Origin of the sequence: Methanobrevibacter gottschalkii DSM 11977 (assembly GCF_003814835.1) — an archaeon.
In the GTDB taxonomy this organism is placed as follows: domain Archaea; phylum Methanobacteriota; class Methanobacteria; order Methanobacteriales; family Methanobacteriaceae; genus Methanocatella; species Methanocatella gottschalkii.
Genome location: NZ_RKRG01000003.1, coordinates 141988 through 161421, shown reverse-complemented (window position 1 = coordinate 161421; position 19434 = coordinate 141988). Strand labels below are relative to the sequence as shown.

Genomic DNA, 19434 nt, shown 5'->3' with positions numbered 1-19434 from the left:
AATAATAAAAAAAGAATAATGATTATCATTCATCAAATTTACCAACTCCATATTTGTATCCTAAAATTATTAAAAACAATATAATAATTATAAATAAAATAAACGTAGTTATATGGTTCTCATCATAAAAGACTTCTTTAATTTTTTTAGTAATTTCATAAGATGCTGAATCACTTAAAGAACCTGATTCCTTACTAGCACGTTCTATTCCTCTTTGAGAACTTGATGGAGATGAAGCAGCATTAACAGTAAAACCAGCAGAAACTAAATCAGGATTATATTTTGAACTATTTGATTTACTGAGGCTATCTGAATCAACATTTCCACGATTTTGAGACTTATGTGAATTTGATGAGGTATTTGAATTCACATTTTGCCCATTATATTTATTATAACCTGGAATAGCTAAATAAAAACCTCCATTTCCACTACTCGGACCCAAATTATTTCCATCACCTGAACCAAAGTATTTCCCATTACCGTATCCATGATTATTCCCATTAGCTCCACCAATTGAAGTTGTAGTGGAAGAACTAGATCCTGTAGATATTGGATTATTATGATTATTTCCACCAGAGTTGGAATTAGGATTGATATAAGGATTATGATTACTAGAATTAGAGTTAAAACCAGAATTATTTGATTCAATGACTTTTGGCTTCCATTCTACCCATTGTTTGTACCATGGTTTAAATAAATTATGATTCACATTCCAAACTGAGTCATCAGGTCCAATATGACCATTTGGCAATACACCCCAATAGTTATATCTCATATCAATAGCGTATTTGATTCCATGAGAATTTATTGTAGTACCAGAAGGTGCAAAATTATTTACAATATTTGAATCATGAACAGAAACATTTCCAGAACCTATGTTAAATGCACCACCAGCATTTAAAGCTTTATTATTAGATATGGTGGAATTATAAATGTTAAAGTTGTCTTGAATATGCCCATAATAGGTATAAGAATCATATTCAATAGCTCCACCATATCTAGCTGAATTATTTGAAATAATTGATCTCATGATAAGGAAATTTTTTGAAATATCTAAAGCACCACCATTACTTCCTGCACGATTATTATTGAAAATAGAGTCTATTATCTTACCATCATTAGCTTTAGCATATAAAACTCCTCCATTATTAATAACCTGATTATAATAAAAATTAGAAGCATTTATATATAGTTTATTGTATGTTCCATAAACAACTCCTCCATTATAATCGTTAAAATAATCATAGTTCTTTAAATAAAGTGGATCATCTTTAAATCTAGTATCATTAGCCTTATTACTATTAAAATAACAATTATCAATATATAAATTAACATCAGAAATAAAATTTGATAGTTGTGTAAAAATATCACATTGTGTGGCTATTACACCACCAATACGAGCAGAATTATAAATAAAAGATGAATTTTTAATTAATACTGAAGTATTTTTAGTATAAATTACTCCACCAGCACCAATTGGTGAATCACATTCAGATTTATAATTATAAATATAATTCTCTCCAATTGACCAACCAATGGAATGTAACATGATTTTACAAAAGTCTATTGAAGTTACTGCTGTGTTATTATTAAAAATAGAGTTAATTACAAACAAATTATTTTTTGAATCTGAATAAATACATCCTCCATGAATTCCCCGATTATTATAAAAAATAGATGAATTTATAATAGTTTTGCCATAATCAGCTATTACACCACCACGATGCCCAAAATTATTAAAAAAGATAGATGAATTAATAATTAATTCACCGTTATTGAGAATTGCTCCGCCTTTACCTGTATTAGAACAATCAACTGTATGTGCTTTATCAATTAAATTATCTTCATGATAAGTTATATTTTGGTCAAATATTGGATGAGAATTATCAAAATAAGATGAGGAATTAAATATAACTACATTATTAATGAACAACTTACCATTGTTAATAAATACGGATCCTCCATCAACATTATGAGCATTTCCAATTAAAAAGCCAGAAATTGATAAAGTATTATCTTCAAGTATATCAAATAATTGATTAATTTGAACATCAATGAAAACTTTACCTAAATTAACAGCAACAAGTGTTAAATTCTTATCAATAATAATATTAGACTCAGTATAATTTCCATCAAATACATGTATAACATACAAATTTAAACTATTTTCAATAGCTTTTTTGATTGTAGCATAAGGATTATCAATACTACCATCTCCTACAACATCACTTCCATTACATGAAACATAAATGTCAAATGGAGAATTATCTTTAACCAAATCAAATGGAGCGTATACTGCAAAATTAGCTCGTTTAAATCCATTAGAACTTATTAAATAGTTTTTAATTATTAAATTTGATAAACTTTCATTTGAAATTACTGAAACTGCATAGTCATTAGCATTTAGTGAATATGAAATAATATAGTTTTCATTAATTGTATTATTAGATGAGTTATTACAATAATATATAGCTGACTGATTGGTTGATTTATTAATTAAAATATTATTATAACTAATACTACTCCATTTTGCATTAGAAGCTAAATATCCGCATATTGACGAAGCATTAGCATTTAATATATTTTTATAAATATTATCATAACTTGAACCCTTAGAACAAATAAAAATTAATGAATCGGATATGCCTATTATTACATTATTACTAATCAATGTGAAATTAGAATTATTAATAGTTATAATTTTAGAATTAGATGTATTGAATTTAATATTATTATTTTTTATAATATTTAATAAAGTTTTATTGAGATTAATCACTGAAATATCAGTAGAATTAATAAATAGCTCATTATTAACAAATAAATTTTTTTCTCCACCATTAATATTTAATATACAACTATTTGAAGAGTTAAAAGTGTTATTTATAATATTAATATTTGAAACATTGATTAAATCAATTGAAGAATTAATAAAAGATGCATTGGAAATAATTGAATTTGATGCATTATTTTTAAAAATTATTGAAATTGAAGAGGGTGAATTTAAATCATAAGATGAGATTTTAACTAGATCATTTATAATCAATAATTGATTTTTTGTTAAATTATGAATTAGCAAAGTACTATTTTTTATTACAACATTAGAATATAATTCTCCAACCTCATTAAAATAACAGTTATAGTTCTCATTATCAATAATAAATGAATTAAAAGATGCATTTATAATCCCATCAGTAGTATTGTCAAATATTGTTTTTGAAAGATTAGCATAAATAATATTTTCGGAAATAATAATTTTAGATGAATTCCTAAGTATTGCTATAGCTGAATTTCCGATACCTAATACATCAGATATTTCTAAAATTTTAGATAAATTTCCACCAAATACAGAAATGGCATTATTATTAACAGAAATATTATCAGACCAATATATACCAATAGCATAGACTCCATTACTTTTACCATATAACTTATTATTTTCAATTGTTGAATTATCCACTTGGAGAAGTTCGATTAAATATGCCATTTGCTCACTATGGATAACAATTTCATTATTTGAAACATTAATATCAGATAACCTTCCAATCATATTAGAAACTGCAATACCATATCCATAATTTTTAGAAATAATATTAATTTTATTAGAAATAAAATTACTTTCAGATAGAGTATCAGTGTAAATAGCTTCTGTAATACCTGAAGAAATCATGATTATTGTATTATCTAAAATATTAACTCTTTTAGATAATTTGTTATTCATTTTATGAGTAGCTGGATTAATTGAAGGAGCATTGATTGCATAAGTATAACAATGTGTTCTTGAATTTACATATATATTATTATAGGATATTATAAGATTTTCACAAACATCTTGAATCAATACAGCTGAATTAGATAAACTGCCATTTCTAAATAAATTTGTAATATTATTCCTAGTGACTGTAACATCATTAACACCATTTAGAATAATAGCTTCTTTATCATGATTAATAAAATTAAAATCACGTATTAATGAACCACTGGCATTGGTTTCAAAAGTAATTGTAACATTAATTAGTAAATTGTTCATTTTATTACTAATTACATTTATTTTTTCCTGAAAAATTAAATTTTTATTTGTTAAAAATGTTAAAAATATTATTTTAGTTTTATTTTTTTCGAATTTAAATGTTAAATGCCCATATTTATCAAAATATTTATGATAGTTAGTATTATTGACAATAATATATGTTGAATCTAAAATAACACCATTAACCATGTTATTTTCTTCAATATTGGATAATTCATCAGTTATGTCTTTAAAAATGCCCATAGTACTATTAGTTTCAATAATATTATCCAATATTATACAATTATAAACTAAACCATCAATATAAATACCATAACTTTCACTATTAATTTTATTATTGGTAAATGTATTATTATAATAACGGCAGTTAGTAGATCTAGCAGGTAGTGTAATACCTATATTTTTGGTATTAATAATATTGTTATTTATAGTGTTATTATTACCTAATACTGATATACCAGCATCATGTTTGTTATTAATCCTATTATCATGAATATTGGAGCAGTTACCTTTAATAAATATACTCACCCCATATTCTTTGATATTTATATAATTATTATAAGCTTTGACATGATTACCAATAAATATTGCATTATAAACATCTATAAAAGTAATATTATTATTATAAACATTACACAGCGAACCACCATTCGCTTCTGCCATAATACCATAACCTTGACTGTCACCAATTACAGCATTATTATGAACAGAAAAATTACGTCCAAAAACAGAAATACCAATACCACTATTGAGTACTACATTACCATAAACAGAAATATTGTTACCAAATAAATGAATAGCATATGAGCCTTTAGAAAAAGTGTTATTTGCAATAACAGTGCCATCATGATTTTCATAAACACTTTGTAATAAAATGGACATAGGCCCATTAGAAAAACCTTTAAAATCATTGAATGAAATCATATTATATTTACATAATCCAGAACCACTATAATCGGCATGCCCAAAAGGATTAAAATAAATTAAATTTGTAACAGATGTATCGGAATAACTTAACAATTCTAAACTATTATGTGAAATTAAATTATAATGACATTGTCCCATAACCATATTACATGTGATATATGTTTTCATATTATTGTAAATAATTCTATTATTGCTTGACCAACCCATAGGCATGGCATAAACGCCTGCAGCATTTGCAATCCTTATTGTATTATATGAAATAAGATTATTATTAGAATTTGATAACCAAATACCATGTAATTGACCTACATTTCCACCTAAAATATTTAATCTATCTTTTGTATTATTAATAGTAAGATTTGTTACAGTAGAACCATCACTTCCTTTAATAAGATGGATAAAACCATTACTAATCTTATCATTAGAAGAGATTGGCATTAATATAAGTTGACGATCTATAACAAAAGCCCTATTTGAAATATTGCCAATTTTTAAAGTATCTCCCTTAGAAATACATGAGGCATCAATAATCTTTCCTGTTCTAATATTAAAATAATTTTCATAATTATCCTGTGTAATTTCAATTGTTTTATGGCTCCTTGGATAATTAACAGTAGAATTTTGGTTTAAAACATCGATATTTAAAACATCATCTGAGTTTTTCAAACAATCAACATTATTCTGTGTTTCATTTGATGCAAATGCCGTGTTTAATGAGAATAAAATAAAACAAATAATAAGGCCAATGCATAATTTCTTATTGATTTTTTCACCACCTTCAAAATTATTTCACACCATAAATTCAAGTTTTATTTAAAAAATATAAATAACACATTAATTATGTTGTATTCTCTTATAATAGATATATAAATTTTATGAAAAAAACCATCATTTCTAGAAACTTAAAATATTTCTTCTTTTTTATTATTAAAGGTCACCAAAATTGACTTTTGGCTGTTTTATTGATTTTTAAAATATTGACACAACGAGGTTTAATTGGTTTTTAATGGATGTAATTTCGCAGAAATCTTCTAAATTTTCCGTTGTATTTTTAGCAGAATATACTATGAATTAGGAACAAAAAATAGACAGACAAAAATAACTACAAGAATAAAATTAAATGCAAATGGCTATTAAGCAGTAAACGGCAATTCATTAATACTATTTCAACAAAATACTTGTATATTTGAGGAAAATAAAATCATTAATCAATCTTAGAATTGTTAATTGCACAAATAACGAGTTAAAATCAGAACTTAAAAATATTTTGACCGATGATAAACTAGATGAAAATAAGATTTACAATAAATTAAAAGAAGAAAATACATTAGAAACATTAAAAAATGAATTTAATGAATTCATATCAAACAGCAATAGTTCTGAAAAACAATTTTTAGTAAAAATAAAGAATAAAGCAAATAAATTAAACCCTGAAAAACACACAAACATAGAAAATATTCAAAAAGAAATAATCATTAAATTACTAAATAAAGACAATATAATCAATAATTTACAAAAAAAGAAAATTTGTACTAATATTGGATAATCACTCACTTTATAAAGCTAATTTAGTGATTCAAGCATGCGAAATATTAAATATAAAATTAATTCATTTACCTCCCCATCCCCCACTTAAATCCAATAGAACAAGTTTGGAAATCAATAAAAAAGTATATGGCATATTATTTATTTGATACAATAGAATTTATGGAAGAATTATTCGAAAAAGAATTCTATAGAATCATAAATAGAGATTCCTACTATAAAAATTGGATCAATAAATTCATCATGATTAACTAAAAAATTTTTGTACAAAACTATATTAAAAAATAATAATTTTAACAATATAAAAATAGAATTTAAGAAAAATCAAATAAAATATGATGAAAATAAGAAAAAATTAAACCTAAAATTATTCAGCAAAAAAATCAAATTTTGGCAGACACCCTAAAAAAAGAAAAATTATAGATGAATATTGAATTCATCTATTTTAAGGTTATTTTGACTTTTTTGTTTAAGCTGTTGTAGTATTTGCTTCCAGCAAACTTAATGTAAGCATTGTATTTACCTTTTTTAGTTAACTTGGTAATTTTAAATGTGGCAATGCCTTTGCTGTTGGTGTATGCTTTGAATGTTTTTCCTTTTATTTTTAATGTAACTTTAGTCTTTTTCAGGACTTTGCCCACATTATTTTTCAAAACAATAGAATATTTCTTGGTTTTTAATGATTTTTTGAATTTTTTAGCCTTAGCAGATACTTTAAGTGTTGCTTTTTTAACAACAACCTTAACTTTAACTGAGGATTTAATGTGTGTATCATCACCAGCATAAGTTACGGTTGCAGAGTATGTTTTAGGCAAAAGATTGCTGACTTTTAAAGTAGCCTGACCTTTAGCATTAGTAGTTAAAGTCTTGCGGATAGATCCGACTTTAACGGTTACTTTTTTACCTGCAATAGCAATTCCGTTTTCATCTTTTAATGTGATAACTAAGTTTTTAGCAACATTGTAAGTGGCTGTTACTTTTTTTGCTGTAATTTTTGTACCATATTTGAAGATGAATGTGTTTGAAGCATTGGAAGCTGTGTGTAGTGTGTCTCCTTTATATAATACGTTGAATGCAAATTTACCTTTTAAATTGGAAACAGTTACTGTTCCATTTTCATCTGTGGTTGCATTGTAGTCAATGCCGTTGACTGTATAAATTACATTAGCGTTTGCAATTGGATTGTTCTCATCATCTTTTAAAATGATTAGAATATCATCACCATTAACCGCACTGGAAACAGCAGTATTGTATTTAAATATGAAATTATCAGATTTATTAGAAGCTAAATAAGATTCATTGCCTGAATAGTAAACAGTGATGTTTACAATACCTTTTAAATTAGAAAGAGTGAAAGTACCGTCAGCGCCAGTAGTTGCACTGGCATTGGTTCCGGCAATACTATAAATTATACCTGCATTAGCAACAGGATTACCGTTAACATCAGTTAAATTAACAATTACATTATTTTCATTAGATTTAATTGAAATACTTGTGCCAACAGCAGTAACTTTAAGTTTAGTAGCATTTATATAATAATGACCATTAACTTCAGTTGTTCCTAAAGCAACTTCACTATCATAAGTACAATCCTCAATAACAACAGCATCATCAAAATTAGCTAAGGAATCAGCAATACCATTATATTTACAGTTAGTGAAAGTGCAGTTTTTAAATGAAATTCCATCCTCTTCAAAATAATTAATATCATTACGATAAACAATTGAATCAGCAGTAATATTTTCAAAAATACAATTAGTAAAGTTCACAGCACCATACTTATAAAGAGTAACTAAAGCATTAGTAGTATTGACATCCTTGAAAACACAGTTATTAAAGTTCATGAAATAAGTTTGAGCATAACCATATTCCACAACATGATTAGGATCATGATATGTGAGACCTTTTGAAATTGAAATTGAACCTAAAAATGTACAATTAATGAAATTAGCATTTATACCAAAATCTTTACCAGTGAAAGATAAATTGATAAAATTATGAGTAGAATTTTGATCACTACCTCCATATACAGTTGTTATAATCTTCTCTATATTAGTTTTTGGACCTTGACCAATCATAGTAAAGTTTCCATGAGCTATTGAGTATTCATAGCCATAGTCCTCATTATAACGCCCATCTGCAATATAAATTATCCCATTATTATGAAGATAATTTATTGCCATTACAAAACACTCCAAACCACCATAAGCATCATCCCAACTTTGACCATGAACATTGTCATCTTCTGCATCTTTATCTGAAGAAACATTAACATAAACAACATCATGATCCTGATAATCAGATAAAATTTCAGTATTAGTTGCTCTTAATTTTGTTTTTAAATTCAATTTGGAATTCAGATTACCCGGCAAAGCTGCAGAATTGTATGTGTTTCCAGTTCCTGTATAAATGGTGTTTTGATAACTATTTATAAATACATTGTTGTTGAATATATAATCATTTCCAGTAATAACTACAGTATCAATTCCAGTTGCAGTGTGGTCTGTAAATTTATTGTTGCATATTTTAATGTGTGGGTTTCCACCAGTTCCATTTTCATAATTATAGGTTGCAGCTGCAATTGCCTGACCTATTTTTGCATAGTTTCCAGTGAAATTTGAATTATAAACAGTTAAATAACCTCCATTAAGTACAGAGATTGCTCCTCCACGACCAACTGAAGTAGTTGAAATATTTGTGTATGCATAGCAAAGGTTTGTATTATAATTAAATCTAGATGAATCTATTGTTATATTGTATCCTGATCCATAGTTGTATGCTCCGATTGCTCCACCACCATTGTTAGTGGTACAGTTGTTGTCTTCAAAAGTACAATTTTTTATTTTAAGTTTGCTGTAGGTGAATAATGCACCACCATTCCATCCAGCAGTGTTTCTTCTAAAATTAGTATTTTCAATTTCTGTTTGAGCATTTGTATGAGTATGAATTGCTCCAGCCCACCAGTTTGCATGGTTACCATCAAATTCAGAGTTATTTACATATAAAATTCCACAATTATTAATAGCACCCGGTTCTACACTAGCACTATTATTAATAAACCTACAATCATCAACATACATTACAGGACTTGTTGTACTTCCAGAGTTATAATTACTAACAGCACCATAACCAGTATGACAATTAGTAATATTACAACCAGTCAAATACATCAAATTATTAGTATTATAAATTACAGAATTGTGTCCGGTTGCAGTTTGAACATTATCAAAAGTACAATTATCCAAATAAACAGTACCATCAAGCTCTAACAAATTCTTAGCATTAACATTTAAAAATTTCACATTAATAAAATGTAGTGTTAAAGCAGAATTATTATTTACAAAAGGAGTATTTGAAGTAGAACCTCCAGTAATGTAACTAACATCACTACCAACAATTGTAGCACTATTTTTAAAAGTTATATAAGTTCCAATTGGATAACTAGTACCAGTCAATGTTATATATTGATCAGTTGTTTTTTCACATTTTGTTCTTAATGTATTCCAATCCTTCGCAGTAGTAGGTGTTCCCCTTGCAAGAACCTTATTTGATTCATCACTGCTTTGAATTTCTGTTATCTCATTATCGTCAACAGATTGTTCAATATCTACAGCACTTACTTCATCAATTTCTGAATCAGCAATTGCTGTATCATTGACATCTTCAGTTGCACTTGCTGCTCCAATAAAACAGATAAGTACAAGGAATAATGATAAAACGATTATTTTATTCAGTTTCAATTTTATTAAACCTCCTAATTAATATTAATTAAAAATTTCCAGAGTTTTATCCGGAATTATATTGGATTAGTTAAAATAAGATCATTTAACTCATAATTAAGTCTTTTGTCAATACAATAAACAACATAGTTATTATGAGTTTAGTAACTCTTTTAACCAAAATAAACTTTGAATAAAATATATTAAATAAAAATTAATTCAATAATAAGTAATTTTTTTTCAATATTATTTTACTCATCATTAATTTATGAAGTTTAATTAATATAAATTTAATGAATATCGTGTTAAAAAATAGTGTAAAAAACAATAGAGTATATATCTATTATTTTTTTAACAATTTGAATCGATTTTTTTATTATTCTTTGTGTTCTTTTCTTTTATATCCGATGATTAGTAAAATTAATGCAATAACAGCCATAATAACAATAGGAATATGAATTAAATTATCATTAATTTTTTTAGTTACTTCATAGGATTTCACATCAGATGACTCAGAGTTACTGCTTCCAGCACCTGAACCAGAAGATGAAGAAGCACTGGCAATATCAGTACCTGAAGAACCATAAGTGTAATATGTTGAATTTAAAACACCATTACGTGCTTGCGATTCACTATAATTAAGATTATTACCATAAACCTTATTGTTAACCAAACCGCTATTTCCATTATTTAATGAATTGCCATTTCTGTCACCATTGCCGATTATGGAGTTTCCATCACCGTCAAGCCAACCCAATCCCAGACCGTTTCCTTTAAAAGGACTTGAAAGATAAAATTTCAAATTATCGGAATACTCATCATCAGTCATTTTATGAACAGGACGGGACCCATCAGTATTATTAATAATAACATTACCTGTTCCTCCAGTAATGTATGCTGCACGGTTTCCACCATATTTTCTGCCCTTTAAAATATTATTGGCAACAATGGAATTACTGACAGTGGAACTGCCACTGCCTTTCAGTGCAACAGCATGGTCACTATTGGTTGAGACATTATTATACTGAATATTATAATTGTGATCTCCATCGGTTCGTTGTGAATAGCTTATGCCGTAAACGTTGTATCCTTTTTCAAATTTATTCACAGTATCAACAATAATGGTATTGTTCATTATTCTGTCATCGGAATCCTGCACTTCAATTCCAGCAACCAAAGCCCAACTGTGTTTGCTTGCATGACCTGTAACATTAATAAAATTGCTAATAATATCCAGATGAGTTACTCCATAATAGTTTTGTGAATAAATACCTATATTAGGTCCGTTACTGTAACTGCTCAAATTGTTAAATGCAATCAGGATATTTTCTGCCTGTCCAGTTACTTGAATCGGATAAGCAGTACCGTGAGCCTCTTTACCTCCGCTTGTGCGAATATGAATGTCATTACCATAGATTACAACATCATTAGACAAATACAAATCCAAACCATACAAATAATTAACATCACCCTTTTTTGTAACATAATCATTTTCAATAATTGTATTGTTTTCTATTGTCGAATTGTGACATGCATAAATCAGTACAGCATCCAATGTAGGTTCGCCCTGAGCAACACCATTGACAACACATCTGATGTAGTTATTGGAAAGTCTTAAGCCATTACATGAGCCCGCAGCCAGCCCGGATACTGCATCCATACTTATACCTCCATATATTTCAGCCATCCAATTAACAGCCCTCAAAGGAAGCTGACAATCAATAATATTACCATAAACAATAGCATCACGAGTATTAGTCAATACCACCCCATAATTATACCCATCATTTAAAGCATTACCATGAAGCCGAACAGTATTGTTGACCAGTTTAACATCAGATAAACTTTCATCCAAACCATTGGAATAGATTCCAAATCCGGTAACATTTTTAGGCACATTATAATCAATATCAACATTATAGACAGTGACATTGTCACCATTAATCAGTACACAAGCACCTTCATTATCACTAAATTCCTTATTTAAAACAAAATTTAAATTAGTCAACATCACACCATTAGATTTGATGTTAAAAACAGTATTGTTAAACAATGTATTTCGACCAGTAATTTTAGTATTTTCGGAATCAATAGTAATAACACCTTTATCAGTGAACTTACCACTAAACGCGATGATTTTGCCGCCATACTCCTTTTTTAAAACATTGCTATCATCAAAATACATCTTATAATTTCTCTGATTAACAATAACATTACCTGTTGATTTCACATCATCAGAAAAAACACCAGAAGAATAAGATTCAATATCATTAATTCCGATATTAGCATCACTACTTGCATCATGAGTTAAATTTGTATCAACAGTATTGGAAGCAGAAACTAAACTAACACAAGATAACAAAATAAAAAATATCAAAATTAATAATAAAAATTTATCAATTTTCAATTTAAATCCTCTCCCCATATTAAATCTATGAAATTATACCAAATAGATAAACTATCCAGCAAAAATATAAAGTAAAATTTAATAAAAATCTAAAAACAATAATTATAATAATAATTTAAAAAATATTAAATTTACTTTACTAATTATATATTTAAACAAAAGTATTATTAATATGTTACTGTAAAAAAGAAAATTATCTTAAAAATCTTTATGAGATACTGAACAATGAATTCAAATGTTTTTAACCACTTTTAACAAAAATTCTACACACAAAATAACTTAAAGCAAATTTACTCAAAAATAGGCAATATATAAAATTCTTAATATATTAGAAGTATAACCAGCATCATGAAAACTGATTATTTCAAGAACTCTAATGGCATTAAAAGTATGATATAAAAACATTAATTAATATTAAATCAACATAACATTAATTGATATTTAAATGTGAAATAATGTATACTGAAGAATTTATTTTAAATGAAGTTAATTCAATAAGAGAAGACATTGGCCATGATAAAGTAAATATTTATATTGAAGAAATTTATTTTAATGAAAACACCAATGAATTATGGATTATCACTGAAGACAGGCCAGATAAATCAGCCATTATTGGAAAAGGAGGTTGGGTTGTTGGTAAACTCAGAGAAAAATTAGGTCTTGAAAGCATTCATGTTGAATCATATGGTGACTTTTTAAATAAAAAATACAAATTAGACTTATCAAAAAAGACTATTCTAAACTTAAATTCAGATTCAGTTGGCTTAAAAAACCTGGAAAAAGTTATTGACGATAAGATATCAAGTATTTACAGTTTTAATTTCGAGAATTATTTAAGTGAAAATGAATTTAAAAAATCATACAAACATGAAGCAGTAGTTGCATTGTCCGGTGGTGTTGACAGTAGTTTTTCATTAATTTTAGCTAAAAAACTCGGATTCAACCCTATTGCTGTTACAGTTGATCCTGGAACAATCATACTCCCAAAACAATTTAAACGGAATATCAAAAAAATATGTGATGAATTAGATATTTCTCATGAATACCTCAGAACTGATTATTCAGAGGTTATTAATGAATCATTTACAGGTAAGGTTCATCCATGCGGAAGATGTTCAAAAAATACTGAAGAACTCGTAAGAGAATATGCAAAATCAAAAGAAATTCCAATAATTATCTTTGGTGATATGCTTGCAACTGGTAGTCAATGTATAAATTCACAATATGATTCATTATATCGATTGAATCTTCCAGCAAGTTTAAGTACCAGCAAACAAGAGATAAAATCATTGATTGAAAAATATAATTTAAGTACATTCAAAGGATTCGGTTGTCCACTTCTTTATGAAGTTCACAGAAAATTTCCACATATGAAAAAATTTTCAATACAGAGAATTCTTAGAGAAACACGTTCAGGAGCATTAGAACCTGGAGAAGCATTAGATTTAATATGGAGCTTTTATAAGATTTGATACTATGATGCATAAAATTTGTCCTAGATGCGGATCTAGAAAAGTAAAATGGATAATACCGCAAAATTGGTCTCAATGGGTTTGTTATGACTGTGATTACACAGGACCAGTCATTGAGGGCAATGATGATTTAGCTGAAGAAATACACGAAAACTATCTAAAATCAAAAAACAAGAAAAACAAAAATGATTAATAGAATAAAAATACAAATAGAAGCTGAGCTTACTTATCCATTAATAAGTATTCTATAACCTTTTTTATTCTAATAACCATGTTTCAATAATCAAAGATTACCTCAACATTATTGTATTAGTAAATTAGAGTATATAAATATTTAGGTTAGCCTAAATAAATATTTTCTTAAAAATATAGGAATTTAATTAAATTCCATGTTTTTCAAATTCAGCATTTAAAAATTCTTTAATGTTTTCACGTGCAATTTCAACCATTTCAGGTGCGGGTCCACCAGGAACAGATCTAATTCTTACATTTTCAACAGGATTTAAAGCTCTTTGAATTAAATCATCAGCCAAGTTTAATTTGTCAAAACCTAATTCAGCTGAAATATCATCAATGAATTTAGAAGTGATGTCCTCTTCCACCATGTTTTTAGTTGTTGCTTCATTAACAATTCTTCCAACGATTTTATGAGCAGTCCTAAATGGAATTTGTTTTTCACGAACCATAATATCTGCCAAATCAGTTGCAGTTGCAAAATTTTTACCTGCAAGTTCAGCACATCTTTCAGTTTTAAATTCAACAGACAACAACATTTTAGTCACAATAGATAAAGTGTCTTTAGTTACTTTTAAAGAATTCCATAGGTGCGGAGTAATTTCTTGTAAATCTCTATTATAAGTGTATGCAATTGCTTTAAGAATAGTTAAAATAGTAACCAATTCACCGTTGACAATTGCGCATTTACCTCTTGCAAGTTCAGCAACATCAGGATTTTTCTTTTGAGGCATAATAGAAGAAGTTGATGAATACTCATCTGCCATTTCAATAACGCCAAATTCATAGGTGCTCCATAAAACTAACTCTTCACAGATTTTAGATAATGTAGTGCATAAAGATACCAAGTCAAAAACACTCTCAGCAATGAAATCTCTTGTGGAAACTCCATCCATTGAATTTTCCAAATATGCATCAAAGCCAAGCAAATCAGTTGTTAATTGCCTATTAATTGGAAAACTCGTAGTTGCCATTGCTGCAGAACCTAATGGATTTAAATTAACACGTTTATAAGTGTCATTTAAACGTTCATAATCTCTTTTAAGAGCCTGTACATGAGCCATTAAATGATGGGCAATAGTGATTGGTTGGGCATGTTGCAAATGAGTAAAACCAATGAAGACATCCTCCAAATGTTCACCGGCCATTTCAACAAGGCCTTCCATAAATTCTAAAATACCAACTTGAATGTTGATAATTTCTTCTCTTAAAACTAATCTAACATCACAAGCCACTTGATCATTACGTGATTTGGCAGTATGCATAAAACCAGCATCAGGGCCGATTTTAGAAGTAACATAGTTCTCAATAGCCATGTGCACATCTTCAACAGAAGGGTCGAATACTAATGCATCATAACCTTCTTCTTTAAGAGAATCAAGAGCACATAAAATTTTATCCGCAATTTCTTCATCAACAATCCCTTCATGTTTTAACATTGAAGTATGAGCAAAATTAGTTTTAATATCAGCTTCAAAAAGAAGTTTATCCGCTTCAAGTGATGAAGTGTAAATTGCAGCTTCATCAGTCATTCCAGTTTTAAAACGACCATTTCTAATATTATCCAAAAGAATCCCTTCTAAAAATGATTAAAATAAATTATAAATAAAAATAAATAAAAAAAGAAAATAAAGATTATAAAAATCTTATTTTTTCATTTCAGTGTATCCGCATTTACCACAAGCGAATCTGTCACCATGATCAGCCATGAATACACCTTCACCACAACGAGGACAAATTGGATTTTTTCTTTCAATTTTGTCGCCATCTACTTTATACAGATCAGATTTTTTTACCATTAAAACCACCTATTCTTCATCTTCTGCTTCTTCTGCAGCTTCTTCAGGTTCTTCGTTTTTAGCTAATACGTGATTAGTTTCAATGTATTTTAAGTCATCTACAGTTGCGTAAACTTTAGCATATCCTAATGCTTTAGGTTCACCGTAGTGAGGCTGTACATTATCAACTACAATTAAATCTTTTTTAGTGTTTAACAAAGCAACTAATTTAGATTTAATATCTAAGATTTTAGGAGTTGCTTCACCATCATAATCAACATAGAATTTAATTTCTTTTCTGTTAAATAATTTATTTTCTTTTTCTTCGATAAATTCGATTTCCATAATAAAACCTCAATTAATTTATTCTTTGATAAATCCGTCAATAAGTTTTTTAGCTTTATTTTTTAAATCAGAAACTTTTAAAAGCACTAAACCTTCATTTGGCTGACCATATAAAATGGTAGTTTCCGGATTTGCCATTATGATGCAAGGAAGAACAGCAAGATCTTCTTCCCCTGCTACTTCAATTACATAACATTCGCCAGAGTTAGATAATTCAAGAGCGTGTCCTATGGTTTCCCATAGATCATCAGTAATAGTTCCAGCGGGATTTTCAGCTTTCAAAATATGTTCTGCACGTATAATTTCATGAGTATGATTTTTTCTTTGAATTACATTATCAATTATACCAATATTCGGGTATAATTCATATTTAGTAAGATTACCGAATGTTGCATCACCAACAGAAATTAAAAACTCAGAAGATTTAATTTCATCAATTGCATCTTCAAAGTTAGGATATAATTTACCTAAAGGCCTTTTGAGCTCAGACATTATATCTTTATTTTCTGTATCCAAACGTAACACAATAAAACCTCTATCTTACTCTTAAACAGTATTCGCCCGCAACAGTAATATTCAATTCACGAGCTACATTGGATTCTTCAGGATCAGTTATAATCAAAAGACCGCTCCAATTGTCAGAAGTTGGATTTCCACAATTAGGACAATGATCTTTATTTGAAATCATTTTACAAACAGTACAAGCTTTCATTCTTTAACCTTCTTACTTTTTTGTTTTGCTTCTTCAATCCATTCAAATCTGCCCAGATTAGTTTGTCTCATTGTGAGAGGAATCTTAGAATTCCTACTATTTTCAATGTTATTATTTGATTCATCTTTAATAGAAACACTAACTGCTCTAGCCCTAACTAAGTCCCCTTCTTCTAAAACTTTGTTAGATTCTTTTGCAAGTAAAGCACCTCTTTTAGCATCATAAGTAATATAATCATCAGTTACTTGGGAAACATGGATTAAACCATCCATAGATCCGATTCTCACAAAAGCTCCATAATCAACAATATCAATTACTTCACCATCGAAAATTTCATGTTGTTCAGGTTTAAAGAAAATTGCTTCGAAAACAACATTATGGTATGTAGCTCCATCACCAATAATGAGTTTACCTTCACCAATTTCAAGAATATCATTAACACAAATGAGTAAACCTAATTTTTTATCTAAACGACCAGCATACTGTTCGTTTAAAGTTTCAATAGCGACTTCATTAATAGGACTTTCAAACTTGTAAGGTGGAATTCTTACAGTATCCTTAATTTTTGTTCTATAATACAAAATAATCCCTCATTTTATTAATAAGTTTAATTAATATTATATTTTGCCATCAACAGCAATATATTTTTTTTGTCTTAAATATGCAACGGTTATACCTTTGTCCTTTGCACGATTTTTCAGTTCAATATCATTCGTAGCTAAAACTTCTGAAACTCTAAGTAACGCATCATCCACAGTTTCATTTTCAAGCAATGAAATATCCTTTATTTCAACTTTTGAAGAATTAGCTAATTTTAAAGCTAAATTTGCATTTAACCTTGTTTTTGCATTTTTATTTCTTTTCAAACCCTTCAATTCATTGATAACAAAGCTTGGAGTAGTCAAATTATAAGAAGGTAATAATTTTTCAAGTTCAGTGATGATATCAACATTGAACTGAAAAGGAACCATAAAAAAATTGGTATCAATTACAACTTCTTTAGAGTTCATTATTTTCCCTCTATTTAATAATACCGTAACCAATTAATCTCCAACGGGCTCCAACTCTACGACTTAAAGCTACTCTATCACCCGGACTTGCACACACAGGTAACTTTAGTGTTACTTCAACATCGTTTTTCTTAGTAGATGTTACAACACCGATTGTTGTTGTAGTACCGCAATTAATCATTAAAGGTTCTTTAAGTTTAATCGGAGCAACATCACGTTCTTCTTTAGTACCGACAACACGATCAAGTAAATTAGCATCCATTTTGAAACTATCTAATACATCAGGTAAAGTACCTTCTTCACCAGCAACTGTACCGGATAGTGAATCTGATTTAGTTAAAGATGGATCTAATTTAGTTGCAATACCAACAAGCCCTCCAGGACCAATTTCTTCAACTTGTTCACCATTAGCTTCAAGACCAATAATCTCTGATGTTAAAGTCATCCTCTTACCATCATTAGTAGGGCCCGGTCTGATTTCAATAGTATCGCCAAGTTTGAATTTACCTTGAATCAAAGTGCCTCCAATAACCCCGCCTTTAATTTTATCAGCACCTGAACCAGGTTTATTAATATCAAATGATCTTGCTACATGCATTAATGCAGTGTCATCAACATTCCTTTCAGGAGGTTGAATTTGTTTAAGCATTGCTTCAATCAAAATATCTACATTAGCTCCTTGTTGAGCAGAAACAGGGATAATCAAAGCATCTTCCGCACAAGTACCTTTAACAAATTCCTTAATTTCATTATAACTTTCAATAGCCCTTTCTTTTGAAACAATATCAATTTTATTTTGAACTACAATAACATCTTTTACACCGATGACATCAAGCGCCATGAGATGTTCTTTAGTTTGTGGTTGTGGACAAGTTTCATTTGCAGCAATAACTAATACTGCACCATCCATAATTGCAGCACCAGATAACATAGTTGCCATAAGAGTTTCGTGACCTGGAGCATCAACAAATGACACTTTTCTAATTAATTCTGTTTCACTCCCACAAATCGGACATTTATCATCAGTAGTGTAACATTCAGGTTCACCACATTCTGGACATTTCCTAAATTCAATATCTGCATATCCTAAACGGATAGAAATACCTCTTTTTGTTTCCTCACTATGAGTATCAGTCCAGATTCCTGACAATGCTTTTGTAAGAGTGGTTTTACCATGATCTACATGACCAACTAAACCTATGTTAACATCTGATTGTACGTTCACAGATAACCACCTTTTTTATAATTTTAATTCGAC

General features: G+C 28.4%; 14 protein-coding genes. 3 read left to right on the top strand and 11 right to left on the bottom strand.

The features are described from left to right. Positions 1 to 25: 25 nt before the first annotated feature. A complete protein-coding gene (locus tag EDC42_RS09555) occupies positions 26 to 5620 on the bottom strand; it encodes a right-handed parallel beta-helix repeat-containing protein (RefSeq protein WP_198923022.1) in 5595 nt (1864 codons plus the stop codon). Positions 5621 to 6140: 520 nt separating this feature from the next. Between EDC42_RS09555 and EDC42_RS07605 the strand changes: the two genes are divergently transcribed. Continuing rightward, positions 6141 to 6500, top strand: a complete 360-nt coding sequence (locus tag EDC42_RS07605; protein ID WP_091698836.1) for a hypothetical protein — start codon at positions 6141 to 6143, stop codon at positions 6498 to 6500. A 439-nt stretch (positions 6501 to 6939) separates the two neighbouring features. On the opposite strand, the gene EDC42_RS07595 is transcribed toward EDC42_RS07605, so the two are convergent. Both EDC42_RS07595 and EDC42_RS07590 read right to left on the bottom strand, forming a co-directional pair. Then, the gene (locus EDC42_RS07595) at positions 6940 to 10239 is read right to left on the bottom strand and encodes a hypothetical protein (RefSeq protein ID WP_069575408.1); all 3300 of its coding nucleotides are present in this window, start codon (positions 10237 to 10239) and stop codon (positions 6940 to 6942) included. Positions 10240 to 10594: 355 nt separating this feature from the next. After that, a complete protein-coding gene (locus EDC42_RS07590; protein ID WP_123833441.1) occupies positions 10595 to 12625 on the bottom strand; it encodes a right-handed parallel beta-helix repeat-containing protein in 2031 nt (676 codons plus the stop codon). A 455-nt stretch (positions 12626 to 13080) separates the two neighbouring features. Here EDC42_RS07590 and EDC42_RS07585 point away from each other — a divergent pair, with 455 nt between their 5' ends. Together EDC42_RS07585 and EDC42_RS07580 are read left to right on the top strand one after the other, a co-directional pair. After that, positions 13081 to 14097, top strand: coding sequence for a 7-cyano-7-deazaguanine synthase (locus tag EDC42_RS07585; RefSeq protein ID WP_069575406.1), 1017 nt, complete (start codon positions 13081 to 13083; stop codon positions 14095 to 14097). A gap of 4 nt (positions 14098 to 14101) precedes the next feature. Further along, complete coding sequence (locus EDC42_RS07580) at positions 14102 to 14290, top strand: hypothetical protein (protein ID WP_069575405.1); 189 nt, start codon at positions 14102 to 14104, stop codon at positions 14288 to 14290. 187 nt (positions 14291 to 14477) lie between these two features. On the opposite strand, the gene argH is transcribed toward EDC42_RS07580, so the two are convergent. The 8 genes from argH to EDC42_RS07540 form a co-directional block, all read right to left on the bottom strand. Further along, complete coding sequence (gene argH, locus EDC42_RS07575) at positions 14478 to 15899, bottom strand: argininosuccinate lyase (RefSeq protein ID WP_255360582.1); 1422 nt, start codon at positions 15897 to 15899, stop codon at positions 14478 to 14480. A 78-nt stretch (positions 15900 to 15977) separates the two neighbouring features. Beyond that, entirely contained in the window at positions 15978 to 16130 is a 153-nt protein-coding gene (locus tag EDC42_RS07570) for a 30S ribosomal protein S27ae (protein WP_069575404.1), read from the bottom strand. A gap of 9 nt (positions 16131 to 16139) precedes the next feature. Beyond that, positions 16140 to 16454, bottom strand: coding sequence for a 30S ribosomal protein S24e (locus EDC42_RS07565; RefSeq protein ID WP_069575403.1), 315 nt, complete (start codon positions 16452 to 16454; stop codon positions 16140 to 16142). A gap of 18 nt (positions 16455 to 16472) precedes the next feature. Next, positions 16473 to 16979 (bottom strand): GTP-dependent dephospho-CoA kinase family protein, encoded by a 507-nt coding sequence (locus EDC42_RS07560; protein WP_083234890.1) that lies wholly within the window; start codon positions 16977 to 16979, stop codon positions 16473 to 16475. 10 nt (positions 16980 to 16989) lie between these two features. Further along, on the bottom strand, positions 16990 to 17166 hold the full coding sequence (gene spt4, locus EDC42_RS07555; RefSeq protein ID WP_069575402.1) for a transcription elongation factor subunit Spt4: 177 nt from the start codon (positions 17164 to 17166) through the stop codon (positions 16990 to 16992). Then, positions 17163 to 17747, bottom strand: a complete 585-nt coding sequence (locus EDC42_RS07550) for a DNA-directed RNA polymerase (RefSeq protein ID WP_069575401.1) — start codon at positions 17745 to 17747, stop codon at positions 17163 to 17165. The genes spt4 and EDC42_RS07550 overlap by 4 nt, the downstream gene beginning before the upstream one ends. 36 nt (positions 17748 to 17783) lie before the next feature. After that, complete coding sequence (locus tag EDC42_RS07545; protein WP_069575409.1) at positions 17784 to 18176, bottom strand: type II toxin-antitoxin system VapC family toxin; 393 nt, start codon at positions 18174 to 18176, stop codon at positions 17784 to 17786. 10 nt (positions 18177 to 18186) lie between these two features. After that, on the bottom strand, positions 18187 to 19401 hold the full coding sequence (locus EDC42_RS07540; RefSeq protein WP_069575400.1) for a translation initiation factor IF-2 subunit gamma: 1215 nt from the start codon (positions 19399 to 19401) through the stop codon (positions 18187 to 18189). Positions 19402 to 19434: the final 33 nt, after the last annotated feature.